Annotated in this window: 26 protein-coding genes; 18 read left to right on the top strand and 8 right to left on the bottom strand. The window is 72.9% G+C overall.

What is annotated here, in order from left to right:
• The first annotated feature begins 88 nt into the window (after positions 1-88).
• From ACYVK7_RS22500 to ACYVK7_RS22510, 3 genes are read left to right on the top strand one after another with little or no spacing between them, the layout of a single operon-like run.
• On the top strand, positions 89-715 hold the full coding sequence (locus ACYVK7_RS22500; RefSeq protein WP_460889952.1) for a TetR/AcrR family transcriptional regulator: 627 nt from the start codon (positions 89-91) through the stop codon (positions 713-715).
• An 8-nt stretch (positions 716-723) separates the two neighbouring features.
• Entirely contained in the window at positions 724-1500 is a 777-nt protein-coding gene (locus ACYVK7_RS22505) for an ABC transporter ATP-binding protein (RefSeq protein ID WP_460889953.1), read from the top strand.
• A complete protein-coding gene (locus tag ACYVK7_RS22510) occupies positions 1497-2222 on the top strand; it encodes an ABC transporter permease (protein ID WP_460889954.1) in 726 nt (241 codons plus the stop codon). The genes ACYVK7_RS22505 and ACYVK7_RS22510 overlap by 4 nt, the downstream gene beginning before the upstream one ends.
• 83 nt (positions 2223-2305) lie before the next feature.
• Here ACYVK7_RS22510 and ACYVK7_RS22515 read toward each other — a convergent pair whose 3' ends face one another.
• Both ACYVK7_RS22515 and ACYVK7_RS22520 read right to left on the bottom strand, forming a co-directional pair.
• On the bottom strand, positions 2306-3613 hold the full coding sequence (locus ACYVK7_RS22515) for a phytase (RefSeq protein ID WP_460889955.1): 1308 nt from the start codon (positions 3611-3613) through the stop codon (positions 2306-2308).
• Positions 3614-3819: 206 nt separating this feature from the next.
• Complete coding sequence (locus tag ACYVK7_RS22520; RefSeq protein WP_460889956.1) at positions 3820-4992, bottom strand: acetoin utilization protein AcuC; 1173 nt, start codon at positions 4990-4992, stop codon at positions 3820-3822.
• 111 nt (positions 4993-5103) lie between these two features.
• Here ACYVK7_RS22520 and ACYVK7_RS22525 point away from each other — a divergent pair, with 111 nt between their 5' ends.
• The 3 genes from ACYVK7_RS22525 (at position 5104) to ACYVK7_RS22535 (ending at position 7557) form a co-directional block, all read left to right on the top strand.
• The gene (locus ACYVK7_RS22525) at positions 5104-6504 is read left to right on the top strand and encodes a TrkH family potassium uptake protein (protein WP_460889957.1); all 1401 of its coding nucleotides are present in this window, start codon (positions 5104-5106) and stop codon (positions 6502-6504) included.
• 79 nt (positions 6505-6583) lie between these two features.
• Positions 6584-7252, top strand: coding sequence for a potassium channel family protein (locus ACYVK7_RS22530; protein ID WP_460889958.1), 669 nt, complete (start codon positions 6584-6586; stop codon positions 7250-7252).
• A gap of 206 nt (positions 7253-7458) precedes the next feature.
• Positions 7459-7557 (top strand): 30S ribosomal protein bS22, encoded by a 99-nt coding sequence (locus tag ACYVK7_RS22535; protein ID WP_003792170.1) that lies wholly within the window; start codon positions 7459-7461, stop codon positions 7555-7557.
• 116 nt (positions 7558-7673) lie between these two features.
• On the opposite strand, the gene ACYVK7_RS22540 is transcribed toward ACYVK7_RS22535, so the two are convergent.
• Positions 7674-8468, bottom strand: coding sequence for an HAD family hydrolase (locus ACYVK7_RS22540; protein ID WP_460889959.1), 795 nt, complete (start codon positions 8466-8468; stop codon positions 7674-7676).
• Between the two features lie 147 nt (positions 8469-8615).
• On the opposite strand from ACYVK7_RS22540, the gene ACYVK7_RS22545 reads away from it, so the two are divergent.
• Entirely contained in the window at positions 8616-8864 is a 249-nt protein-coding gene (locus tag ACYVK7_RS22545) for a glutaredoxin family protein (protein WP_377190563.1), read from the top strand.
• A gap of 60 nt (positions 8865-8924) precedes the next feature.
• Positions 8925-9572, top strand: a complete 648-nt coding sequence (locus ACYVK7_RS22550; protein WP_460889960.1) for a redox-sensing transcriptional repressor Rex — start codon at positions 8925-8927, stop codon at positions 9570-9572.
• A 109-nt stretch (positions 9573-9681) separates the two neighbouring features.
• Here the strand turns inward: ACYVK7_RS22550 and ACYVK7_RS22555 are convergent, their stop codons facing one another.
• Positions 9682-10233, bottom strand: coding sequence for a YceI family protein (locus ACYVK7_RS22555; RefSeq protein ID WP_460889961.1), 552 nt, complete (start codon positions 10231-10233; stop codon positions 9682-9684).
• A 140-nt stretch (positions 10234-10373) separates the two neighbouring features.
• On the opposite strand from ACYVK7_RS22555, the gene ACYVK7_RS22560 reads away from it, so the two are divergent.
• From ACYVK7_RS22560 to ccsB, 6 genes are all read left to right on the top strand, one after another.
• Positions 10374-10886: a MarR family winged helix-turn-helix transcriptional regulator gene (locus tag ACYVK7_RS22560; RefSeq protein ID WP_460889962.1), complete on the top strand. Its 513-nt coding sequence runs from the start codon at positions 10374-10376 to the stop codon at positions 10884-10886.
• A 111-nt stretch (positions 10887-10997) separates the two neighbouring features.
• Positions 10998-11642: a histidine phosphatase family protein gene (locus tag ACYVK7_RS22565; RefSeq protein WP_460889963.1), complete on the top strand. Its 645-nt coding sequence runs from the start codon at positions 10998-11000 to the stop codon at positions 11640-11642.
• A complete protein-coding gene (locus ACYVK7_RS22570) occupies positions 11642-12238 on the top strand; it encodes a TlpA family protein disulfide reductase (protein WP_460889964.1) in 597 nt (198 codons plus the stop codon). The genes ACYVK7_RS22565 and ACYVK7_RS22570 overlap by 1 nt, the downstream gene beginning before the upstream one ends.
• Positions 12238-13053 (top strand): cytochrome c biogenesis CcdA family protein, encoded by an 816-nt coding sequence (locus ACYVK7_RS22575; protein ID WP_460889965.1) that lies wholly within the window; start codon positions 12238-12240, stop codon positions 13051-13053. Before ACYVK7_RS22570 ends, ACYVK7_RS22575 begins: the two co-directional genes overlap by 1 nt.
• Complete coding sequence (resB, locus tag ACYVK7_RS22580; protein ID WP_460889966.1) at positions 13053-14777, top strand: cytochrome c biogenesis protein ResB; 1725 nt, start codon at positions 13053-13055, stop codon at positions 14775-14777. Before ACYVK7_RS22575 ends, resB begins: the two co-directional genes overlap by 1 nt.
• Before the next feature lie 2 nt (positions 14778-14779).
• The gene (ccsB, locus tag ACYVK7_RS22585; protein ID WP_460889967.1) at positions 14780-15766 is read left to right on the top strand and encodes a c-type cytochrome biogenesis protein CcsB; all 987 of its coding nucleotides are present in this window, start codon (positions 14780-14782) and stop codon (positions 15764-15766) included.
• Between the two features lie 115 nt (positions 15767-15881).
• Here the strand turns inward: ccsB and ACYVK7_RS22590 are convergent, their stop codons facing one another.
• On the bottom strand, positions 15882-16277 hold the full coding sequence (locus tag ACYVK7_RS22590; RefSeq protein ID WP_460889968.1) for a PLD nuclease N-terminal domain-containing protein: 396 nt from the start codon (positions 16275-16277) through the stop codon (positions 15882-15884).
• A gap of 107 nt (positions 16278-16384) precedes the next feature.
• Here ACYVK7_RS22590 and ACYVK7_RS22595 point away from each other — a divergent pair, with 107 nt between their 5' ends.
• Positions 16385-16681 carry a DUF4229 domain-containing protein gene (locus ACYVK7_RS22595; RefSeq protein ID WP_460889969.1) on the top strand — a complete coding sequence of 99 codons (297 nt, stop codon included), beginning with the start codon at positions 16385-16387 and terminating at the stop codon, positions 16679-16681.
• A gap of 138 nt (positions 16682-16819) precedes the next feature.
• Here ACYVK7_RS22595 and ACYVK7_RS22600 read toward each other — a convergent pair whose 3' ends face one another.
• Together ACYVK7_RS22600 and ACYVK7_RS22605 are read right to left on the bottom strand one after the other, a co-directional pair.
• Positions 16820-17689: a 1,4-dihydroxy-2-naphthoate polyprenyltransferase gene (locus tag ACYVK7_RS22600; RefSeq protein ID WP_460889970.1), complete on the bottom strand. Its 870-nt coding sequence runs from the start codon at positions 17687-17689 to the stop codon at positions 16820-16822.
• Positions 17690-17789: 100 nt separating this feature from the next.
• Positions 17790-19031 (bottom strand): AMP-binding protein, encoded by a 1242-nt coding sequence (locus ACYVK7_RS22605; protein WP_460889971.1) that lies wholly within the window; start codon positions 19029-19031, stop codon positions 17790-17792.
• Positions 19032-19138: 107 nt separating this feature from the next.
• Here ACYVK7_RS22605 and ACYVK7_RS22610 point away from each other — a divergent pair, with 107 nt between their 5' ends.
• The 3 genes from ACYVK7_RS22610 (at position 19139) to ACYVK7_RS22620 (ending at position 23259) form a co-directional block, all read left to right on the top strand.
• Positions 19139-20218 (top strand): DUF3048 domain-containing protein, encoded by a 1080-nt coding sequence (locus tag ACYVK7_RS22610; protein WP_460889972.1) that lies wholly within the window; start codon positions 19139-19141, stop codon positions 20216-20218.
• A 169-nt stretch (positions 20219-20387) separates the two neighbouring features.
• A complete protein-coding gene (locus tag ACYVK7_RS22615) occupies positions 20388-21617 on the top strand; it encodes a DUF1611 domain-containing protein (protein ID WP_460889973.1) in 1230 nt (409 codons plus the stop codon).
• Positions 21604-23259 carry an ABC transporter ATP-binding protein gene (locus tag ACYVK7_RS22620; RefSeq protein WP_460889974.1) on the top strand — a complete coding sequence of 552 codons (1656 nt, stop codon included), beginning with the start codon at positions 21604-21606 and terminating at the stop codon, positions 23257-23259. Before ACYVK7_RS22615 ends, ACYVK7_RS22620 begins: the two co-directional genes overlap by 14 nt.
• Positions 23260-23610: 351 nt before the next feature.
• On the opposite strand, the gene ACYVK7_RS22625 is transcribed toward ACYVK7_RS22620, so the two are convergent.
• Positions 23611-24564 carry a 1,4-dihydroxy-2-naphthoyl-CoA synthase gene (locus ACYVK7_RS22625; RefSeq protein ID WP_460889975.1) on the bottom strand — a complete coding sequence of 318 codons (954 nt, stop codon included), beginning with the start codon at positions 24562-24564 and terminating at the stop codon, positions 23611-23613.
• Positions 24565-24597 lie beyond the last annotated feature (33 nt).

A 24597-nucleotide genomic window follows, 5' to 3' on the forward strand; every position in this document is an offset into this window, starting at 1 on the left:
CTGGCCCGGAACTCGCGTGAGTTCCGGGCCAGATCACTGGGTCGGCGCGGAACTCCGGTCCCGGGCACAGGTGGGCGAGAATGGCCGGATGGCTGAACCAGCTTCCCCGCCGCGCCGTGGGCGCCGTCCTGCCGGGCAGGACGCACGCGCCGAGATCCTGGCCGCCGCGCGCACCGAGTTCGTCGAGCGCGGGTACGAGGCCGCCTCCCTCCGCTCGGTCGCCCGGCGGGCCGGCGTGGACCCGGGGACGGTGCGGCACTGGTTCGCCGACAAGGCCCAGCTGCTGACGGCGATGCTCGGCGTCGTCGGGATCGATCCCGGTGCGGCCGTCGGCGAGGTGGCCACGGGCCCGGTGGAGACCCTGGGGGAGCGGCTCGTCGAGGCGCTGCTCGGCCTCTGGGACGAGTACGGGGCAGACACGGTCCGGGTGGTCGTACCGGCCGTCATGTCGGACGCCACGCTGCGCGGCCTGCTGTCCCAGTTCATCGGCGCGGCGATCCTCGGTCCGGTGGTGCGGGCGCTCGACGTGCCCGACGCCCCGCTGCGCACCTCTCTCGTGGCGTCCCAGATGGCCGGCCTCATGATGACCCGCTACCTGGTCCCGGTGGAGCCGCTGGCCTCGATGGGCCCGTCCGACGTGGCCGCGCTCGTCGGCCCGAACCTCCAGCGCTACCTCACCGGAGACCTTGCGGTGCGGCCGGGTCGGCGCGCATAATTCCTCACATGAGGAAAAACGCGGTGGTGATCCGTGGCCTCGGCGTCGTCCGCGGGGGCAGGGCGATCATCGACGGTCTCGACCTGAGCGTGCCCGCTGGTTCCGTGGTCGGGCTGATGGGGCCGTCCGGCTCCGGCAAGACGACGCTCATGCGGTCCCTGGTCGGTGTGCAGGACAAGGTGACCGGCTCCGTCGAGGTGCTCGGCAGCGCGGCGGGCAGCCCGGCCCTGCGCCGCAAGGTCGGCTACATGACGCAGGACGCCAGCGTCTACACCGACCTCACCGTCGTGCAGAACCTCAGGTACTTCGCGGCCCTCGCCGGCCTCCCCGACGCGGCGGCCGCGGTCGCCAGGGCGGTCGAGGCGGTCGACCTCGGCGGGCACGAGAAGCAGCGCGTCGGCACGCTCTCCGGCGGTGAGCGCTCGCGCGTCTCCCTCGCCGCGGCCCTGGTGGGCGGACCGGAGCTGCTCGTCCTGGACGAGCCCACCGTCGGCCTCGACCCCGTGCTGCGCCGCGACCTGTGGGCGGTGTTCCGCCGGCTCGCGGCCGGAGGGCGCACGCTCCTGGTCTCCAGCCACGTCATGGACGAGGCGGTGCAGTGCGACCGCCTGATCCTGATGCGTGACGGCGCGCTCGTCGCCGACACCACGCCCGACGAGCTGCTCGCCACCACCGGGGCGCCCGACGCCGAGCGCGCGTTCCTCGCCCTGATCGACGCCGCCCGGCCCGCGCCCGGCACCGAGCCCACGCCCGGCACCGAGCCCACCGAGGAGACGGCGCGATGAACCTGACCTTCGCCACCGCCGGCCGCGTGCTGTCCCAGCTGCGCGGCGACCACCGTACCGTCGCCCTGATCATCGTGCTGCCGTGCCTGCTGATCGGGCTCATCGCCTGGATGTTCGACGACCAGCCACAGGTGCTCGACCGGTTCGGACCCATGCTGGTCGGCATCTTCCCGCTCATCGTGATGTTCCTGGTCACAAGCGTGGCGACACTCCGGGAGCGGCAGTCGGGCACGTTGGAGCGGCTGATGACCACGCCGATCCGCAAGGGCGACTTCGTGGCGGGCTACGGTCTCGCGTTCGCCACGCTGGCCCTGGTCCAGGCGCTCGTGGTCGTGGGCTTCGCGACATGGGTGGGCATGGACGTGGACGGCCCGCTGTGGCTCGTGCTGGTCGTGGCCATGCTCGACGCGGTGCTGGGCTGCACGCTGGGCCTCGCCGCCTCGGCGCTGGCCCGCAGCGAGTTCCAGGCGGTCCAGATGATGCCGGCCATCCTGTTCCCGCAGCTCATCACGTGCGGCCTCCTGATGCCGCGCGACCAGATGCCCGAGGTCCTCGAGTGGCTGTCCCGCGTCTTCCCGCTCACCTACGCGGTCGAGGCGATGACGTCGCTCGCGGCTGGCGACGAGTGGGCGGGCGTCCGCGGGGCCGTCGGCGTCATCGCCCTGTTCATCGTCGGCGCGATGCTCCTGGGCGTCGCCACGCTCCGCCGTCGTACGGAGTAAGGCCAGATGGTCGGTAGAACGTCAGGAGGTCGGCAACCCGGGCTGCCGATCTCCTGACGTCCTACCGACCACGCGAGGCTTCGTCAGCGCAGGGCCAGGGCGCGCGCCACCTCAGCCCAGTGGACGTAGGAGAAGCCCGTCGCGTCGCGGTCCGGGTCGGCGTCCGGCCCCGTCTCGGGCTCGTCGTGCGTGACCAGCAGGCCGGACTCGTACTCGCCGACGGGCGCGTTGGACACCGCGAGGCCGTCCGAGCCGTTGACGTCGTCCACGCCGTCGCCGGCCACCCGGAAGGTGCCGAGCGACCGGTTGCGGCCGGTCAGGGCGTAGACGCCGTAGGAGTCGTCGCCCTGGCTGGACACGATCACGTAGCCCTGGCGGCCGGGGCCGTACCAGATGGCCACGCCCTCGGCGTCGGCCGTGAGGTTCGTGCCCCCGTACGACGGCGCGTCCGGGTCGACCGGAGCGCACTCCTCGGTCTCGGGGTCGTAGGCGTCGTGGACGCCGAAGTCCCTGACCTTGTCGACCAGGCGCGGCTCGCCGGAGCCGAGCGGGAGCGACACCCGCCACAGGCCCACGTCCTCCTGCGCCGCGTAGAGCGTGCCGGTGCGGCGGTCCACCGCCACGCCCTCGAGCTGCGGGCCCACGCCCGGTTCCTCGCACGGGACCCAGGTGGTGCCGTCCGGCAGGGGGAACTCGCCCGGCATCGCCAGGTGCTCGACGTCGGTGTAACCCACGCCGTCCGGGCCGGTCGTGAGGCGCGCCGTCGCGACGGTGGTGCGGCCCTCCTGCGTGATCACCGCGTACGTCGCGCCGTCACGCGGCTGGTAGACGGCCAGGCCGTACGCCGTCTGGTCCTCCGCGACCGTCGCCCGGTCGGGGCTGAACAGGAAGTCCAGCTCGGGCGCGGTCACCTCGGTGAGCGGCGCCTCGGCGTCGGCCCCGGCCGGGTCGATCGCGAAGAAGCGGAGCTGGTCGTTGTACCGGTCCGAGACGACGGCGACGTCGGTCGCCTCGCCGTCCACCTCCAGCCCGTAGGCGATGTCGACGTTGTTGTACCGGCCGGGCACCCCGTCGGCGCGGGGCGCCGCCGTGGCCGCGACCGACTGCAGCTCGGTCGCGGCCACGGAGTAAGCGCGCAGGCCGCCCTCCTTGGCCGTCGCGACGACGAGCGAACGGTCCGAGTCGTCCGGGTGCACCCAGATCGCCGGGTCGTCGCCCGAGGCGTTGCCGCCGGCCTCGTCGTCGTACAGCGGGGGCGTCTCCACCGAGGTGGTGACGGTCGCGGGGCCGGGAACCGGGCGGCCGGGCCCGGCGCTCGCGGCCGCAGAGGCCGGGACGAGCGTGGACAGGAGCAGCAGGGCGGCCGGCAGGGCGGCGAGGCGACGGCGCATGAGCACGAGGCTCCCGCAGCGAGGTGGAACCGGGATGAACGGGGCGTGTACTCCGCTGCGTGATCGGCAATAAGTCGCGTGATCGGCAGTACGTCAGGTGATCGGTAACTCGGGCTACCGATCACCTGACGAATTGCCGACCGCAGCAGCCCCGGCGCAGCAGCCACGGCGGGGCAGCCACGGCGGGGCAGCCACGGCGCTGGCGGTCAGTCCAGGTAGGGGTCCAGGCCCCAGAGGGGGAAGGCCGACCGCCGGGTGGCCTGGACCGACCGGTCCACCGCGTCGGCGGGGTCGTAGCCGTCGCTCCAGGGGCGAAAGGGCACCTCCGCGGAGCCCAGCGTCCGGGCGGCGTCCAGGTCCAGGGCCTCGACCGCCGCGCGCCACGCGGCGGGCAGCTCCGCGCCGCGTTCCAGCGGCACGTGCGCAGCCTCGGCGACGAGGGCCGCCCAGGCGAGCGGGACGACGTCGGACACGGCGTAGCCACCACCGCCCAGGGCGAGCCAGCGGCCCTCGGCGTGCTCGTGGGCAAGCGCGTGGGCCCACTTCTGCGCGGTGACCTGGGCGTCCACCGAGACGTTCAGGTTCGAGAGCGGGTCGCGCCCGTGGGCGTCGCAGCCGTGCTGGGACACGATCGCCTGCGGCCGGTGCTGCCGCACCAGCGCGGGGACGACCGCGTCGATGGCCCGCAGCCAGGCCGCACCCGTGGTGCGCGCGGGTACGGGGATGTTGACGACGCTGCCCTCCGCGGCACCGGAACCGACGTCGGCGGACGCGCCGGTGCCCGGGAACAGTGTGCGGCCGTCCTCGTGGATCGAGACGGTGAGCACGCGCGGGTCGTCCCAGAAGATCGCCTCGACGCCGTCGCCGTGGTGGGCGTCGAAGTCCAGGTAGGCGACGCGCTCGGCGCCCCGGTCCAGCAGGCGGCGGATGGCGGCGGCCGCGTCGTTGTAGACGCAGAAGCCCGACGCCGCGCCCGGCATCGCGTGGTGCATGCCGCCGGCGACGTTCACGCCGTGCGCGATCTCGCCGGCCCAGAGCGACTCGGCGAGGTCGACGGACCCGCCCAGCTGGCGCGCGGCGGCCTCGTGCATCCCGACGAAGAGCGGGTCGTCGTCGGTGCCGAGTCCGCGCGCCAGGTCCGGTTCCAGCGTGGTCCCGGCGTGCCGGACGGCGGCCACGTAGTCGGCGTCGTGCACCGTCTCGATGACGGCGTCGGGCGCGGGCTCGGCGTCCACCACCTCGAGCGTGGGCCGGTCGAGCAGGCCGAGCGCCTCGATGAGCCGCATCGTGAGGTCGAGGCGGGCAGGCGACATGGGATGCCCGGGTCCGAAGTCGTACTCGAGCAGTCGCGGACTCCAGACCAGCCGGGCGAGGTGCACCCGCCCACGGTAACGGACTGGTGCGGTGCGCGGGTTTCTGCCCGGCGCCGGTCCCGTGGCGTGGCAGAGTAAGGCGTCGATCGTCGAGAGCTGGGGGAGGGAGCGGGTCGGATGGCGCCGAGCTTGCGGCACCGGCTGTTCGGTCTCAGGGAGTACATCGACGTGCTCGCGTTCCGGGCCCCGGCCCGGCTGGCGGTCACGGTGTTCGCGGCTGTGATCGGTGTGTTCACGCTGCTCCTCCTCGCTCCGCTCGCGACGGCGGGCGAGGGCGGCGCACGCTTCGTCGACGCGCTGTTCACCGCGGTCTCCGCGGTGTGCGTCACCGGCCTGGTCGTGCAGGACACCGCGACCTACTGGTCCCTGTACGGGCAGATCGTCATCCTCGCCGGCATCAAGGTGGGCGGCCTCGGCATCATGACCGTCGCCTCCCTGCTCGGCATGATCGTGTCGCGCAAGATCGGGCTGACGCAGAAGCTGCTCACGGCGTCGGAGACCAAGACCAGCAAGCTGGGCGACGTCGGGTCGTTGATCCGGGTCATCATCGTCACCGCCACCACCATCGAGCTGTCGATAGCCCTGCTCCTCTTTCCCCGGTTCTGGGTGATCGAGGGCAACGCTGGCACGGCCGCCTGGCACTCGCTGTTCTACGGGATCTCGGCCTTCAACAACGCGGGCTTCGTGCCCACGGTCGAGGGCCTGATGCCGCACGTCGGGGACTGGACGCTCATGCTGCCGATCGCGCTCGGCGTGTTCATCGGCGCGCTCGGCTTCCCGGTCATCCTCAACATCCAGCGGTCGCTGCCGCGGCCGGGCCAGCGGTGGCACGGCTGGACGCGGCGGTTCTCCCTGCACACCAAGCTCACGCTCGTGACCAGCTTCGTGCTGTTCGCGGTGGGGGCGCTGCTGCTCCTGGTGCTGGAGTGGGCCAACCCGCACACGTTCGGTCCGCTGACCCTGGGGGAGAAGCTGCTGGCGGCGGTCTTCGCCGGCGTCATGCCGCGCTCCGGCGGGTTCAGCGCGGTCGATGTCGGGGCCATGACCCAGTCGAGCTGGCTCATCCAGGACGCGCTCATGTTCGTGGGCGGCGGGTCGGCGTCGACCGCCGGCGGCATCAAGGTGACCACCCTCGCCGTCATGATGCTCGCGATCTTCGCCGAGGCGCGCGGTGACCGGGACATCGAGGCGTTCGGCCGGCGCATCCCGCGCGACGTGCTGCGGCTCTCCATCGCCGTGGTGTTCACGGGTGCGTCCATCGTGCTGGTGTCGTGCGTCGCGCTGCTGGAGCTCACCGACCACAACCTGTCCAGGGTGTTGTTCGAGGTGCTGTCGGCGTTCGCGACCGTGGGCCTGTCCACCGGGATCACGCAGGGCCTGCCCGACGGCGCCAAGTACTGGCTGTCGGCGCTCATGTTCGTCGGGCGTACCGGGGCGGTGACGGTCGTGGCGGTGCTGGCGCTGCGCGACCGGCGGCGCATCGTACGCTTCCCCGAGGAACGACCCATCATCGGATAGGACGCCGCGGGACCATGGGTCACTATCGTGACGTGTAGGTCGGAGAACTGGCTGTTCACGTGGCTAGAGAGGGAAAACCGTGGCGGAGAAGAAGCCCGAGCGGGACGCGGGTGTGCTGGTGATCGGTCTGGGCCGGTTCGGGTCGTCGATCGGCGCGACCCTGGACCGGCTGGGCCAGGACGTGCTCGCCGTCGAACAGGACCCCACCCTGGTCGCCCAGTGGTCCGGGCGGCTGCCGCTGGTGGAGGCGGACGCCTCCAACCCGGAGGCCCTGGAGCAGCTCGGCGCCAAGGACTTCGGCGTCGCGGTGGTCGGTGTCGGCTCGTCGCTCGAGGCGTCGGTGCTGATCACCGGCAACCTGGTCGACCTCGGTACGCCCCAGATCTGGGCCAAGGCGATCTCCGCCGAGCACGGCCGCATCCTGACCCGCATCGGTGCGCACCACGTCGTCTTCCCCGAGGCCGACGCCGGCTCGCGCGTGGCCCACCTCGTGAGCGGCAAGCTGCTCGACTACATCGAGGTCGAGGACGGGTTCACCATCGTCAAGATGCGCCCGCCCAAGGAGGCGCAGGGCTTCACGCTCGCGCAGTCGAACATCCGCAAGCGCTACGGCGTCACGGTGATCGGCGTGAAGTCGCCCGGCGTGGACTTCGTCTACGCGACGCCGGAGACCCGCGTCTCGGCCAACGATCTGCTCGTGTGCTCCGGCCACGCCGAGCTGCTGGACCGGTTCGCCGCCCGGCCGTGACCGGGCCGGCAGGCCCCTGTCGGCGCAACTCACACCGCCGTCGATTACGGGGCGCGCGCCGGACCAGGTAGCCTAGGGAACGGACTCCCTTTCGTGTTGGTCGGCCATCGTCACTCTGGCGTCACTGTCCCGGACCAACCGTGGACCATTTCGCTGAGCGGCCCGTCGTCGGGCTGCCGCCGACCGATCGAACATTGCGAGGACCTATGGGCTCCGTCATCAAGAAGCGCCGCAAGCGTATGGCGAAGAAGAAGCACCGCAAGCTGCTTCGTAAGACGCGCCACCAGCGCCGTAACAAGAAGTGACGCCCGCGCCCTCCGGCGCGTGACGAGCAGGCCCGGCCCTTTGTGGGCCGGGCCTTCTTCGTGTCTCCGAGCTGTCTTTCCGCGGGTGCGGCCGGGTGGGCCGACCAGCGGACGGGCTAGCGGCCCTGCAGCCGCCGCCGGGCCGCGCGCAGCACCAGGCCGAGCACCCACGCCGCCCCCGCCCACGACGCCGTACGCACCCCGCGCCCCGCCGCCCGCTGGGACCGGCCGCGGAACTCCCGGATGGGCCAGCCCACCTCCTGCGCGTGCCGACGTAGCCGCAGGTCGGGGTTGATCGGGCAGGGGTGGCCCACCACGCGCATCATCGGCAGGTCGTTCAGCGAGTCCCCGTAGGCGTAGCTCTCGTCGAGGTCGATCTCGTTGACGTCGGCGAGCGTGACGATGGCGTCCGCCTTGGCCTGGCCGTGCATGAGGTCACCGGTGAGCCGGCCCGTGTAGAACCCGTCCTTGTGCTCGGCGATCGTGCCCAGCGCCCCCGTCGCGCCCAGCCGGCGGGCGATGAGCTGGGCGATCTCCACCGGCGTGGCGGTGATCAGCCAGACCTGGTGGCCCGCCGCGATGTGCTCGTCGAGCAGCCGGCGCGTACCCGGGTAGATCCGCAACGACAGCACGGCGTCCCACACCTCCTCGCCGAGGGTGGCGATCTCCGCGACGCTGCGGCCGGCGATGAGCGACAGGGCACGGTTGCGCACCTCGTCGATCTGCTCCTTGTTCTCGCCCCACACCAGGTAGCGCGCCTGGATGAGCGCGAATCTCAGGATGTCCCGCGTACCGAAGAACTTGCGCTGGTACGCCGACTTGGCCAGGTGAAAGGCGCTCGCACCGCGGATGATCGTGTTGTCGACGTCGAAGAACGCCGCGGTGGCGGACGAGGGGAGCGTCGACGGCATGGAGGTCACTCTATCCGCGTGACACGTCGCGCAAGTTCCCGCCGGGCGGCCCGGTGCGACCGTGACAAGACCAGGTGGTGACGCCTCGTCCGGCTGTCTTCCGGATACCGACCGCTCGCCGTCGCCCGTGTGACGTAACCTCATGGCGTGACAAGTCCTGCCGGAGCCCGGGTAGTCCTGTACACACGCGAGGCGTGCCATCTGTGCGAAGACGCACGCGCCGTCGTCGTGCAGGTGTGCGAAGGGGCCGGAGCCCAATGGCGCGAGGTCGACATCGACAGCGCGCCCGCACTGCGGGAGAAGTACGGGGAGTACGTCCCCGTGGTGGAGGTGGACGGGGTCCAGCAGGGATTCTGGCGCGTGGACGGTGCGCGCCTGGCCCGCCTCCTGGCATGATCATCCCGGCAGTGTGTGCGTACGCCCGCGACACAGTGGTCGCGGGGAGGGGAGCAGCACGTGGTCGAACTCAGTGACGGCACGGTTCCGGCGGCGACGGTAGGGAGGTTGCCGTACTACCTGCGCGCTCTGCGCGACCTCGCGGCCGAGGGGGTGGACCTCACCTCCTCGACGGAGCTCGCCGAACGCTCGGGCGTGAGCTCGGCGCAGCTGCGCAAGGATCTGTCGTACCTGGGTTCGTTCGGCACGCGCGGCGTCGGGTACGACGTCGAGTCGCTCGCCTCGTACATCACCGTCGCGCTGGGGCTCGAGACCGAGCACCGGCTCGCGATCGTCGGTATCGGTAACCTCGGGCACGCGCTCGCGAACTATTCCGGGTACGCGACGCGCGGCTTCCAGGTGGTGGCCCTGCTCGACGCGTCGCCCGACGTCGTGGGCACCCTCGTGGCCGGGGTGGCCGTCGAGCACGTGCGCGCGGTGGCCGAGGTCATCCAGCGGGAGCGGGTGTCGATGGTGGTGCTCGCGCTGCCGGGGCACGGCGCCCAGGACGTGGCGGACGCCGTGGTCGGCGCGGGCGTGCGCGAGATCCTCAACTTCGCGCCGGTGGCGCTCCAGGTGCCGGACGACGTGGTGGTGCGGTCCGTCGACGTCGGTGGTGAGCTGCAGATCCTGGCCTTCCACGCGGCGACGCGGGCGGCGGCGCTCTGAGGCCCATCTGTGCCTGACAGCAGTACAGCAGGCCGCGGGCGACCATGATCGTGGGGTTCATGGTCGCCCGCGGCCTGCTGGACGCGAGTCGGTAGGGGCCGAGAGCGGGTCAGCCCTTGGCGATCGCGCTGACGTCCAGCGTGATCTTGACCTTCTCGCCCACGAGGAAGCCGCCGGTCTCCAGCGAGGCGTTCCAGGTCAGGCCGAACTCCTTGCGGTTGATCTCGAGGTTGGCCTCGAAGCCGGCGCGGTCGTTGCCGAACGGGTCCTTGGCGGTGCCGGTGAACTCGGTCTCCAGCTCGACGCCCTTGGTGACACCGTTGATGGTCAGGTCGCCCGAGATGATGTACGCGTCGCCGTCGGGGCGGATGGCCGTGGACGTGAAGGTCCAGGCCGGGTTCTCCTCGGCGTGCCAGAAGTCCGCGCTCTTCAGGTGGCCGTCGCGGCCGGCGTCGCCCGTGTTGACCGACTCGGCGTCCAGCTCGGCGGTGACGCTCGACGACTCGAGGTCCTCGCCCACCGTGATGCTGCCGGAGGCCACGGCGATGGTGCCGCGCACCTTCGCGATGCCCGCGTGGCGGACGGAGAAGGCGGCGGTGGTGTGGGACGGGTCGATCTCGTACGTGCCGGTGGTGAGGCCGGCGGGAAGCGAGGTGGCCATGTGAGAGAGCTCCTTGATGATGCGGCGGTTTGGGTAGATAGTTGAGAGATCAACTAGTCACGTTCAGGTCCAACATAACTGGTCCCGTAACGTATTCCTAGAGGGTGCGCGAGCGGGTGAGCACGAGAGCGGTGGGTGACATGGCAGCAGAGACGATCGAGCAGCGAGACATCTGGCTGACCGAGGAGCAGCAGGGCTCCTGGCGGCACTACCTCGAGGGCACCGCCCGCTTCGTCGAGGCGCTCGGAGCCGTCCACGACCGGACCCTCGACCTCTCGCTCGGGGAGTACAGCCTGCTGGTGCAGCTCTCGGAGGCGCCGGAGCGCACCATGCGCATGTCGACGCTCGCCGACGGCCTGGTGCTGTCGCGCAGCCGGCTCACGCACACGGTCGCGCGCATGGAGGCACGCGGCCTCGTCGAGCGGAGCGCGGCGGAGGGCGACCGGCGCGGGGTGAACTGCACCATGACCGACGCCGGCCTCGCCGCTCTCGAGAGGGCGGCCCCCGGCCACGTCACCGCCGTGCGCAACATCATGGTGGAGGCGCTGGAGCCGGAGGAGTTCGCCATGCTGGGCCGCATCATGGCCAAGGTCGCCGAGTCCTCGAAGCTCTCCGGCGGCACGGAGGAGGGGCTCGCGGCGCACTGCGACTAGCGGTCCGAGCGCCCGGCGGCGGCCGAACCTGCCGCGGATCGGTGTGAGATGCGGCAACCCGCACCCGTTGGAGGTCACAGGCACCCTGGGTCGGGTGCGAGACTGGGCGCCATGGTTTCCACGACGGTTCACCTGCTGCGTCACGGCGAGGTGCACAACCCTGACGGTGTCCTGTACGGGCGGCTGCCCGGCTACCGCCTCTCCGACCGTGGCCAGGCGATGGCGAAGATCGTCGCCGACCACCTCACGAGCACCGGCCGGGACGTGGTCCGCGTCGTCGCCTCCCCGCTGCAGCGCGCGCAGGAGACCGCGGCCCCGCTGGTGCAGAGCCTCGGCCTGGAGCTCGCGACCGACGACCGCATCATCGAGGCGGGCAACCGGTTCGAGGGTCTGCCCGGCGGTGACGGCGGCGGAGCGCTCAAGAGCCCCCGGAACTGGCCGTACATGTGGAACCCGTTCCGCCCGTCCTGGGGCGAGCCCTACACCCACCAGGTCGAGCGCATGCGCCACGCCGTCGAGGACGCGCGCCGTGCGGCGGAGGGCCACGAGATCGTGCTCGTGAGCCACCAGCTCCCGGTGTGGCTCACCCGCAGGTCGTTCGAGGGCGGTCAGCTCTGGCACGACCCGCGCAGCCGCCAGTGCAACCTGGCGTCCCTCACGTCCCTGAGCTTCGAGGACGACCGGTTCGTGGGCCTCCACTACACGGAGCCGGCCGCGGAGCTGTACGACGGTGCGAGCAAGGTCGCCGGCGCGTGATGCGGGGCAGGACCTTCAAGGTCGTTCAGGTAGTCGTAGCGGTCGGCATCGTCATCGGCCTGGTCGCGGCGCTCACGGCGTGCACGCCCGAGGACTCCGGCGCGGGCGACGTCGTGGGACAGGGGTACGTCTCGGGGGACGGGTCCGTGCAGACCTACGACCCGGGCGAGCGCAAGGGCCCCGTCGCCATCCAGGGCACCGCCTTCGAGGGCGACGACGTCGACACGTCGAAGTGGGCGGGTGACGTGGTGGTCGTGAACACCTGGTACGCCTCGTGCGCGCCGTGCCGCGCCGAGGCCCCCGATCTCGTGGACCTCGCGAACGCCACGGACGGCGTGCGGTTCCTCGGCATCAACACCGAGGACGACGCCGGTGCCGCCCTGGCGTTCCAGCGCACCTTCGAGGTGCCGTACCCCAGCATCGAGGACCGCACGGGCGCCGTGATCGCCGGCCTGAACGGCGTCGTGCCGCTGCAGGCCGTGCCCACCACCGTCGTGCTGGACCAGGAGGGCAACGTCGCCGCGCGCGTCATCGGGCAGGCGGAGCACTCCACGCTCGAGGCCCTGATCGACGAGGTCCTGGCGGAGGCCGCCTGATGCTTCCCGGCAGCCCCCTCGGCGCCGTCGCGACCGCCGTCGGCGACGGGCTCGCGAGCACCGCGTTCAGCGGCTCCCTGCTCCTGGCGGTGCCGGTCGCCGTGCTGGCCGGCCTGGTCTCGTTCGCGTCGCCGTGCGTGCTGCCGCTGGTCCCCGGCTACATCGGCTACGTGAGCGGCATGGCCGCCGCCTCCATGAACACGACCGCCGGGGCGGTGAGCACGCGCACCAAGCCCGCCCGCTCCCGCGTCGTCGGCGGGGTGGCGCTGTTCGTGCTCGGCTTCACCGCCGTGTTCGTCTCGTTCGGCGCCGCGTTCGGCGGACTCGGCACCTACCTGGTGCGCTGGGAGGACGTCATCACCCGCGTGCTCGGCGCCGTGGTGATCCTGCTCGGCCTCGGCTTCCTCGGCGCCGTCCCGTTCCTGCAGCGCGAGGCCCGGTTCCACGTGACCCCGCGCGCCGGCCTGTGGGGCGCGCCCCTCCTCGGCGTCGTGTTCGGCCTGGGCTGGACACCCTGCATCGGCCCGACCCTCGGCGCCGTGCAGGCGCTCGCGATCGACGAGGCGTCGGCGGGGCGCGGGGCGCTGCTGGGCGTCGCCTACTGCGTGGGTCTCGGCGTGCCGTTCCTGCTCGTCGCTCTCGGGCTGCAGAGCTCCGAGCGGATGCTCGACTTCCTGCGCAGGCACCGCCTCGCGGCGCTGCGGATCGGCGGCGGGCTGCTGGTGCTCGTGGGGCTCCTGCTGGTCACCGGGCTGTGGACGCGGATCACCGGCGCCATGCAGCTCTGGATCGGCGGATTCGAGACGGTGATCTGATGGCCAGGGAAGGTAGGTACGTCCCCGAGGGCATCGCGGACGACTTCACGCAGGGCGCCCCGTCCAGCGAGCAGCAGCCGTCGCCGAAGCGACCCGGCGCGCCCGCGCTTGGCCTGGTGGGCACCTTGCGGTGGATGTGGCGCCAGCTCACGTCGATGCGCGTGGCGCTCATGCTCCTGATGCTGCTCGCCGTCGCGGCGGTGCCCGGTTCGGTGCTGCCGCAGCGCAACCAGGACGCGGCCGGCGTGATCGAGTACCTCGCCGACCACCCGACGGCCGGCGAGTGGCTCGACAAGGCCGGGTTCTTCGACGTCTACACGTCGGTCTGGTTCTCCGCGATCTACATCCTGCTGTTCGTGTCGCTGGTGGGCTGCATCCTGCCGCGGTCGATGGCCCACTACCGCGCCCTGCGCGGCCGCCCGCCGCGCGTACCGTTCCGGTTCACCCGGTTCCCGGCCCGGGCGTCGGCCACCACCGGCGTCTCGCCCGAGGAGGCCGCCGACGCCGTCGCCGCCCGCCTGCGGGGCAAGATCTCCTGGCTGCCCACCTTCCGCGTGGACAGGGGCGAGGAGGCCGCCCGGGGCACGCGGCCGGCGTCGGCCACCGTGAGCGCGGAGCGCGGCTACCTGCGGGAGACCGGGAACCTGGTGTTCCACCTGGCCCTGGTCGGCCTGCTGGTGTCGGTCGCGACCGGTCAGCTGCTGCACTACCGCGGCCAGGCGATCGTCACCGAGGGCCGCGGGTTCGCCAACGCCGTGGTGGACTACGACACGTTCGAGAAGGGCGCGTGGTTCCGGCCCGAGTCCCTGGTCCCGTTCTCCATGACCCTCGACCGGTTCGTGTCCGAGTTCGCGAGCGACACCGTGGCCTTCGCGCAGGCGCGCGACTTCACGGCGCACGTGACCGTGACGGAGCCCTCCGGCGAGCAGCGCCCCGAGACCGTGAAGGTGAACCACCCGCTCGTCGTCGACGGCGCCAAGATCTATCTGCAGGGCAACGGCTTCGCGCCCGAGATCACGGTGCGCGACGCCGAGGGCGAGACCGCGTTCTCCGGCCGCGTGACCTTCGTGCCGCAGGACACCATGTACACGTCCCGCGGCGTGGTGAAGGTGCCGGACGTGTCCCCGGGGCTCGAGCAGATCGGCCTCGTCGGCTACTTCCTGCCGACCGCGGAGGTCGAGCCCGACGGGTCCGCCCGCTCGGTGTTCCCCCAGCCCGTCGAACCGCTGCTCGTGCTCGAGGTGTACACGGGCGACCTGGGTCTCGACGAGGGCACCCCGCAGAACGTGTACGAGCTCGACACGGCGTCGCTCGACCCGGCCGTCGAGGAGTCCGGCGAGCGCGTCAAGGTGCTGGCCCGGCCCGGCGAGACGGTCGACCTGCCGGACGGGCTCGGCACCCTGACCCTCGGTGCGGAGCTGCCGCGCTACGTGGCGCTCGACCTGCGGTACGACCCCTCGCTCGGGTTCGTGCTCGTGTTCTCGCTGCTCGCTCTCGGCGGGCTCACCGTCTCGCTGTTCACGCCCCGGCGGCGCGTCTGGGCGCGGGCGTACGTCGCCACGAACGGCGCTACCGTGGTCGAGGTGGCGGGGCTCGCCCGCGGGGACGATGCCGGCCTGCAGGCCGAGGTCGACCGCGCGCTCGAGGCGGTACCCGGCCGGGAGGCCGTGCCTGACCCGGAGGTCGAGCCTGTCGAGACCCCGACAAGATCGGAAAAGGACTGAACATGGACCTGGCAAACCTGAGTGTGCTGCTCGTCTGGGGCGCCGCGACTGCTCTCGCCGTCGCGCTCATCGCGTTCGCGGTGGACCTGTCGCGCCTGTCGGGAGCGAAAGTCGACGCGCGGGACGCCGCCAGGAGCCGTGAGCAGGTGGCCGTCGGCTCCGGGGGCGCCGAGCCGGTGACGCCGTACGGACCCGGCCCGGGTGCGGGTGAGGCCGCTCCCGGAGCGGTGAACCGCAAGCTGGCCGGCATCGGGATGTCCGTGACCTGGCTGGCCACCGCGCTGCTGCTCGCCGCCATCGTGCTGCGCGGCGTCGCCGCGGGCCGTGCGCCGTGGGCCAACATGTACGAGTTCGCGCTGGTCGGCACGTTCGTGGCGATCGCCGTGTTCGTCGGGGTCAACACCCGCCGCGACGTGCGGTTCCTCGGTGCTTTCGTCACCGGCCTCGGCGTGCTGTTCCTCGTGCTGGCGCAGCAGCAGTTCTTCGTCGTGGCCACGGGCGTGCAGCCCGCGCTGCAGAAGTACTGGCTCGTGATCCACGTGGGCGTCGCCATCTGCGCCACCGGAATCTTCACCGTCGCGTTCGTGACGTCGGTGCTGCAGCTCCTGCGCGACGGCCGCGACAGCGGCTCGCCCGTGCTGGCCGCCCGGGGCTGGGGCTGGCTCGACCACACGCCGACGCCCCACGCGCTGGAGTCGCTCTCGTTCCGGCTGAACTCGGTCGCGTTCGTGCTGTGGACCTTCACGCTCATCGGCGGCGCCATCTGGGCCGAGGACGCCTGGGGGCGCTACTGGGGCTGGGACCCCAAGGAGGTCTGGAGCTTCATCGTGTGGGTGGTCTACGCGGCCTACCTGCACGCCCGTACCACGCGTGGCTGGTCGGGCACGCGCGCGGCCTGGTTCGTCGTGGCCGGCTACGCGTGCGTGCTGTTCAACTTCACCGGCGTGAACCTGATCTTCAACGGGAAGCACTCGTACTCGGGCCTGTGACGGTGCCCGTCCGCAGCCGGTCCCGGGAATGACCTGAGGCACCGCGTCCGAGCCGGATGCGGTGCCTCAGGTCATTCTCGCGGGGGCTCTTGCGCGGCCCGTGACGGCGGACCGGCTAGTTGTTCTCGGCCTCGTCGTCCTTGGCGTCCTGGTGGCTGCGGGCCTCGCGCTCACGCTTGCGCTTCTCCTGCTCCAGCAGCCAGAGGAACTCGGGGTCGTCGTCGGGGGCGACGGGGCCGGACGGGCGTCGCGGGCCGGGCCGGGGGGAGCGCGGGGGCGGTGTCGGGCGGCTGCCACCGCGGCCGGGACCCGAGGGGCCCGAGCTGTTCCGGTGGGCCGCGACACGCACCACGATCCACGAGATCGCGCCCAGCAGGGGCAGGAAGACGATCAGGATCACCCAGAGCCAGCGGGGCAGCCCACCGCGTTCGTCCTCGTCAGCTCCCCAGACGTCGGTCAGGGCATACGCCATGAGTCCGACGACGACCAGGATCAGGAGTATGCGTGCCATACACCCCAGCCTACGGCGGGTTGGCGGGGATCTCGCATACCGTTACGTGACCTTCGCCGCGTTGCCACGCGGCGGGGTACGGCCAGGTCCCGGCCTACCATGGGTGGGTGCCTCTCGTGATCTACACCCTGCTCCGTCTCGCGCTGTTCGGCGTGGCTTTCGGCCTGCTCTACGCGGTCGGTCTGCGGGGCTGGCTGCTCCCGATCATCGCCGTGGTGGTCGCGCTCGCCGTCTCCTACCTGACGCTGCGCAAGCCGCGCGACGCCGCGACGCGGTGGATGGCAGACCGCGCGGAGCGTCGTGCCGCCGCACGCGCTGCGACACCGAAGGTCGACGCCGACGCGGCCCACGAGGACGCGAAGCTGGACCGAGCTGACCGCGCCGACCGCGCCGACCGCGGCTGACCGCGGCTGACCGCGCCGACCGCGGCTGACCGCGCCTGATCGGTAGAACGTCAGGAGGTCGGCAACCCGAGCTGCCGACCTCCTGACGTTCTACCGACCACGAGCCCGGCCCGGCTGGGCTGGGCCGGGCCGGGCCGGTCAGAGGGACAGGCCGAACCAGAGGAGCAGGCCGTAGCCCAGCTCGTACAGTCCCGTGCCGGCAAGGACCGGGATCAGCAGCTTGCCGCGGGCCCCGGCCAGGATCGGGATGGTCAGCAGCGTCGCCGGCCCGAGCAGGAGCAGCACGACGAGCGACCACGGCGCCCAGAAGGCGCAGACGGTGGCCAGCAGCACCGGGACCCACAGCATCGCGACGTAGGCCCGGCGAGCCCGGTGGTCGCCCAGGCGCACCGCCAGCGTGCGCTTGCCGGCCAGCACGTCGGTGGGGATGTCGCGCAGGTTGTTCACCATGAGCAGCGCGCAGGCGATGAGGCCCACGCCGACGGCACCGAGCACCGCGGGCCACGTGATCCGGTCCGCCTGCGTGTACGTGGTGCCGAGCACCGCGACCAGGCCGAAGAACACGAACACCGCGATCTCGCCGAGCCCCCGGTACCCGTACGGCGTCTTGCCGCCGGTGTAGTACCAGGCCGCCGCCATGGCCACCGCGCCGACCGCGATCAGCCACCAGTGGCCCGACACCGCGCTCAGGGCGAGGCCCAGCACCGCCGCGACGCCGAAGGCCGCGAACGCCGCGCGCTTCACCGCGCCGGGGGCGGCGGCGCCGGAGGCGGTCAGCCGCATGGGACCCACCCGGTCGAGGTCGGTGCCACGCACGCCGTCCGAGTAGTCGTTGGCGTAGTTGACGCCCACCTGCAGCGCGAGCGCGACGCCCAGCGCGAGCAGCGCGGGCAGCCATGCCGCGGAGTCGACCTGCGCGGCCGCGCCGGTGCCGACCATCACCGGAGCCGCCGCCGCCGGCAGCGTGCGGGGCCGCGCCCCGGAGATCCACTCGGCGGCAGTCGCCATCAGGGTGCCCTTCGTTCGTGAGGTGTGTCCGGTTCCTCGGGACAGTCCGGTCCGAGACGCCGGGGCCGCACCTGTGCGCGGCCCTGGCGGAGGAACGAAGTCATGGTCGCACGGGTTCCCGGCCGGCCCGCCGCTCGGCCCGTACGACGGCGTCCCGTACCGCGCGGCGGTCCACCTTGCCCGGGCCGCGGGTCGGCAGGGCGGCGGTGACGTACACCCGCCGCGGCGCGGCCGGGGTCCCGAGCCGCTGCCCGACGGCGGAGCGCAGACCGGCGAGCAGCTCGCGACCGCCGTCGGACAGGCCCGGCCCGCCGGCAGCACCACCGCCCGCGCTGACGACGGCGACGACGGCCTGGCCCCACTCAGGGTCCGGCACGCCGACCACGCAGGCCTCGCCCGGCCGGCCGAGCCCCGCGAGGTGCTCGGCGATCGCGTCCTCGACGGCCGCGGGGGCGACGTTGACGCCGCCGGTGAGGATCACGTCGTCGGCGCGGCCGAGGATCGTGAGCCGGCCGTCGTCGAGGCGGCCGAGGTCGGACGTGCGGAACCAGCGGGTGCCCCCGGCGTCGGTGCGGAAGGCGGCGGCCGTGGCGTCCGGGTCGCCCACGTAGCCCTCGGCGAGCATGGGGCCGGAGAGCTCGACCACACCCGTCCCGGAGGCGGGAGCCGGGCCGGACCCGGGCTCGGCGTCGACCGTCCGGACGCGGACCCCGGCGAGCGGGACGCCGTCGTACACGCAGCCGCCGCTGGTCTCGGACATGCCGTACGTCGTGACGACGCGGACCCCGGCGGCCCGCGCACGGGCCAGGAGCGGCGCGGGTGTCGCTGCGCCGCCGACCAGCACGGCGTCGAACCGGGTGAGGGCGTCGAGGCCGGCGGTGTCGCCGTCGTCGGCCGCCGTGACCAGGCGGTGCAGCTGGGTGGGCACCAGGGAGACGTACGCGCGAGGTCCGTGCGCGAGGAAGTCGGTGAAGTCGGTGGCGACGGCGGCGAAGCCGGCCGGGGTGAAGCGCTCCGGCTCCGTCGGGTAGACCCCGTTGCCCGCGACGAGGGACCTGGTGACGACCTGGACCCCGGCGACGTGCGTGGGCGGCAGGACCAGCAGCCAGCGGCCCGGACCGCCGAGCCGTTCGTGGGTGGCCTCGGCGGAGGCACGCAGGGCGGCGGCGCTCAGTGCGACCTCACGAGGGTTTCCCGTGGAACCGGACGTGCGCAGCACGAGGGCGGTGCGGGGCGGCGGCGCGGCGTCGGACAGCCGGGGCTGCGGGACATAGGCGGGACCGCCGTCGAGAGCGGCGCGGACACCGCGGACGACGTCGGTCAGGGGGTCGGTCGGGGCCACCTCACGAGGGTAAGCGCGTCGCGGGCGTGCGGGACTACCGTGTCGGTAGGGTGTGCGCCACGCGGAACGGCCCCGAGTGAGTTCGGGGCCCGGGCGGAGGAGGTCGGATGACGGCACGCTGGACGACCGCGGTGCGGGTCACGGCCGCTGCCCTCGTGGCGGGGCTGGGGCTGGCCGGCTGCGGCCCGGGTGCGCCCGACGAGCCCCTGCCCACCCCCACCACGACCGTCGACGCCCCGGTGCGGGGTGACCGGGACCGCCCGCCGAAGCCGGACCTGCCCCCGGTGTGGCCCCTCACGGGTATGCCGACCAAGAAGGTGGCGGACCGGCCGGCGGTGTCGGTGAAGGTCGAGAACGCGGTGGAGGCACGGCCCCAGCGCGGTCTCGTGGAGGCCGACATCGTCTGGGAGGAGGTGGTCGAGGGCGGCATCTCCCGGTTCGTGGCGACCTACCACTCGAAGATCCCGGACGCGGTGGAGCCCGTGCGCTCCATCCGGCCGATGGACGCTGCGATCGTGGCTCCGCTCGACGGCATCCTGGCGTTCTCCGGCGGGCAGGGACCGTTCATCGCCGCGACGAAGCGGGAGGGCACGCAGACCGTGATCATGGACGACGGCGCCGGCGGTTTCACACGCGACCCCGGGCGGGTCGCGCCGCACAACGTGATCGGGAGCGTCCCGGCGTTCCTCGCACAGGCCGACGACCGCCGCACCAGCCCGCCACCGCCGCAGTTCGAGTACGCGCGGAAGGTGGGCGAAGGATCGGCCCCGCGGTCCGGGAAGCCGGCCCGGGAGGTGGACGTGCGCCTGTCCCCGGCGCAGCGCAGCGTCTGGACATGGGCCCCGGAGCGCAAGCGGTACCTGCGCAGCGAGGGCTCGGCGTCGTCCGTGGCGGCGGACGGTAGCAGGCACACCGCCCGGAACGTGCTCGTGCTGTCCACCTTCGTGTTCGACACCAAGTGGGTGGACCCGTCCGGAGCCGCCGTTCCCGAGCACCGGCTCGCGCGCAGCGGCGGCGAGGGCACGCTGGCCTCCATGGGGCACAGCGTCCCGGTGCGCTGGTCCAAGAAGGACCACCGTTCGCCGATCGTGCTGAAGCTGCCCGGCGGCGAGGAGGCGCTGCTCGACCCGGGCAACACGTGGGTCGAGCTGGTGCCCGAGCGGTCAGGGAGCTGGACGCCGCGCTGAGCGTGCGCCGGTCGCGACGTCTGCCGGCCGCGACGTCTGCCGGTCGTGCGCGCCGGGGCGACACCACTCGATGAGAGACCTTTCATCCCGGTCTCATGACGGGTTCATGGCGGCCTAGTTGAGTGACGGTGTCGCACCGTGCGTCCCTCGACAAGAAAGCGTGGCTGCCATGAGCATTCTCGACACGACCTCGCACCTGCGCGGCTACGCCCCGCGTCCCGTCGCCACCCCGCTGCGGGTCGGCACCGCCGATGTGGCGGCGCGTACGCCCGGCCCGCTCGTGCGGCGCCTGCTGCGGGCCAAGAAGGCCTACTCCACGCGGTTCGTCGCCGCGGCGGTCGAGGCGGACCCCGCCGCGTTCCACCTGACCGTCGACCCGGCCCGGGCGCCCCGTCCGGGCGACGTGGTCCTGGCCCGGGTCGTGACGATCGGCCAGCACCGCCGCCTGGAGTCCCCGGCCTCCCGCCGGCAGATCCTGTTCGAGGGCGACGAGATCCTCGTGGCCTACGGGTCCCGTTACGCGGCGGACCAGTTCCACGCGGTCATCCCGGAGGACCTCGGGCAGTGCCACCTCGCGGCCGCGGGCGGGCTCGCCTCGCGCGTCGTCGACCAGCACGCGACCATCAAGGACGCCACGGTGATCGAGCCCGTCGGTCTCCTCACGAACGCGGACGGCGTGGTGAACCTCGCCGCGTACGCGCCCCACCCGGTACGGCCCACGGCGCTGGCCGGCGGGGCGGCGACGCGCGTACCCGTCGTCGCAGTGGTCGGTACGTCGATGAACTCCGGCAAGTCCACCACGCTGGCCTGCCTCGCCCGTGGGCTCACCGCCGCCGGCCGCACCGTCCACGCGGGCAAGGCGACCGGCACGGGCGCGGGCAACGACGCGAACCACTACACCGACGCGGGTGCCGACCACGTCGTCGACTTCACCGACTTCGGCCTGCCCAGCACGTTCGGTCTCGGCTTCGAGGACGTGCGTGACGTGTTCGCGACGATGGCCGACGTGCTGGCGTCCCCGGCAGGGCACGGCGCCCCGGACGTCGTCCTGATCGAGATCGCGGACGGTCTCTACCAGGGCGACACGCGCCGCCTGCTCACCGACGACGCGTTCCGCTCGGTGGTCGACCGCGTGGTGTTCGCGGCGGGCGACGCCCTCGGCGCGAGCGGAGGAGTGGGGGCGCTCCGCGCAATCGGCTGCGAGCCGTCGCTCGTGTCCGGGGTGCTCACGGCGTCGCCGCTCGCCACGGCCGAGGCCCGTACCGCCCTCGACGTGAGCGTCGTGCCGACCTTCGACCTGTGCCTGCCCGGCGTCGCGCTGAGCGCCGCCGGACTGGCCCCTGCCGCGGGCCTGGCGCCGGCGTCGGGTCCGGCCGGGGACGGCTGTGCGGTCGCCTGAACCGGGCGAGCTGCCACGGGTCGGGACCGGGGCCCGCCGGAGCTGGCTGCTCGGCCTCGTCGCGCTGGGCCTCGGCCAGGGCGCGCTGGGCGCGGTGAGCGCCTGGGCGCTCACCCAGCTCCGGGCAGGCAGCCCGTGGCCCATGGCTGCCGTCATCGTCAGCATCGTGGCGGCGGCCGTGGCGCTCGGCGGGCTCCGGGTCGAGGAACGGATCGTCGCCGAGCGGCTCGGTCAGGACTACGTGCGGGAGGTGCGGCGAGACCTGCTGGAGGCCGAGCTGACCCCGGGCAGCCGCACCCACCTCGGCATCACCGTCGCCAGGACCACCAACGACCTCTCCAGCGTGCGGAACTGGGTGTCACAGGGCATCGGGCCGCTCGCGGCCGGCATCCCGCTGATCGCCGGCTCCGCCGTGGGCCTCATGATCATCGACCCCTATCTCGGCATCGGGTTCCTGTTCCCGCTCGCCGTCCTCGCCGCCGTCATGGTGCCCTGGGCCAGGATCGCCTACCTCAAGTCCCGCCGGCTGCGGCGCGCGAGAGGCCGCATGGCCACCCGGATCGCCGACACCGTCGGCGCCTCGCAGGAGATCATCGCGGCGCGCGGCGCGGGCCGCGAGCTCGGCCACATCGACTCGGCCTCCGACGTGGTCGTGGACCGGGCGGTCGACCGCTCGGTGATCGTCGGCACCATCCGGGCCGGCGGCACCGTCGCCGCGCTGCTGGCCACGCTGGCCGTCGCGACGACCGGCGTCGTGCGAGGCCTCGACCCCGGCGTCACCATGGCGGCCATGGCGGTCGCGGGGATCGCGTCGACCCCGATCATCGACACCGGCCGGATCGTCGAGTACCGCCAGACGTACCTGGCGGCGAGGGCCGTGCTGGGCCCGGCGCTCGCGGACGCAGCACGCCGCCGCACCGAGTACGAGGAGGCGCGCCACATCGCGGCGTCGGCCCCCGTGCCCGACGGCGTGGACGGCCCGGGTCTCGTGCACGTGGACGTCCCCGGGCTCACCCCCGACGGCTCGCCCCTGCGCGCGGCCGCCGGCGCCCGGATCCGCCTGACCAGTGCCGACCCGGAAGCCCCGCTGCGCCTGATGCACCGCGTGGTGGGGCTCGACGCCGCCCCGCCGGGCGCCGCCGACGAGGTCTGGGTGGCCGGCCAGAACCTGCGTGCCGTCGCACCCGCGCGCGGCCGCACGCTCGTGGGGCTGGCCGCCAGGGGAGCGGTGTTCGAGCGTGGGCCGCTGCGCCGCGCCCTGCGCTACCGGCGCCCGGACCTCGACGAGGAGACCGCCGCGGGCGTCTTCGCGGCCGTCGGCCTGACCGCCGACCGGTTCCCGGACGGGTTCCGCACCGAGCTGCGCGCCGGCGGTGAGCCGCTGACCACCGACGAGCGCGCCCGGCTCGCTCTCGCCCGCGCGATCTACGGCGAGCCGCCACTGCTCCTGATCGCTGACCTGGACCGGGACCTGGACCAGGAGGGGCGCGCGCGGCTGGAGCGGATCCTCGCGGGCTACCCGGGCGTCGTGGTGCTCACGGGACCGGACGACCTGGCGGCCGCCCTGGGAGCCGAGGAGGTCCGGGTCGAGGCAACGGCGGTTCCGGTTGCCGCGGACGGCCGCGCGGCGGACGACGACTGACGTGCCTCGTCGCGACACCCGCGTCGGGCCCGCTGCCGAACCGCAAGGTGTGTGTCGGTTGGGGCTCCGGCTGTTGTCGAACCGCAAGGTGTGTGTCGGTTGGGGCTCCGGCTGTTGTCGAACCGCAGGGTGTGTGTCGTCCCGGCCGCCGAACCGAAGGATGCACGTCGATCCGGGGCCGGGGAGACGCGCATCTTGCGGTTCGGCACCGAAGGTGAGGTGGAACCTGCGGTTCGGCGCCGCGGCCCTTTCCGGACTTCGCATTCGTTGCGGTTCGGCAGCCGCGTGCCGCCTTCGGCAGCCGCGTGCCGCCAGCGACGCGGCATCAGGATGTGCCGGCAGAAGCCGTCGTCAGTAGTAGTACGGGAAGCCGGACCAGTCGGGCTCGCGGCGCTCCAGGAACGCCTCCTTGCCCTCGACCGCCTCGTCCGTCATGTACGCCAGCCGGGTCGCCTCCCCGGCGAACACCTGCTGGCCGGCGATGCCGTCGTCGGCGGCGTTGAAGGCGAACTTGAGCATGCGGACGGCCTGCGGCGACTTGCCGGCGATGATCCTCGCGTACTCGAGCGCCAGCCCCTCCAGGTCCTCGTGGGCGGCCACCTCGTTGACGGAGCCCCAGCGCTCCGCGTCGTCCGCGGAGTACTCGCGGGCGAGGAAGAAGACCTCGCGGGCGCGCTTCTGCCCGAGCTGGCGGGCGAAGTACGCGGAGCCGTACCCGGCGTCGAACGAGCCGACGTCGGCGTCGGTCTGCTTGAACTTGCCGTGCTCGCGGCACGCCACCGTGAGATCGGCGACGACGTGCAGGGAGTGCCCGCCGCCCGCGGCCCAGCCGTCCACCACCGCGACCACGACCTTCGGCATGGTCCGCATGAGGCGCTGCACCTCCAGGATGTGCAGGCGGCCGGCCTTGGCCGGGTCGATCGAGTCGGCGTTCTCACCCTCCGCGTACCGGTAACCGTCGCGGCCCCGGATGCGCTGGTCACCGCCGCTGCAGAACGCCCAGCCGCCGTCCTTGGGGGAGGGGCCGTTGCCGGTGAGCAGCACCGTGCCGACGTCGGACGTCATGCGCGCGTGGTCCATGACCCGGTACAGCTCGTCCACCGTGTGCGGGCGGAACGCGTTGCGCACCTCCGGGCGGTCGAACGCGATGCGGACCACGGGCAGGTCGCGCGGCTCGGCGCCGGAGCGGTCGACGCCGCGGTGGTACGTGAGGTCGGTCAGCTCCTCGAAGCCGGTGACGGTGCGCCAGCGCTGCGGGTCGAACGTCTCGGAGACCTGGCGGGGGAGTTCGGTGCTCGTGCTCACGTGGGCAAGCGTAGTTCGGCCCGGTGCGGCCCG

The sequence above is a fragment of the Promicromonospora xylanilytica genome (assembly GCF_054782895.1).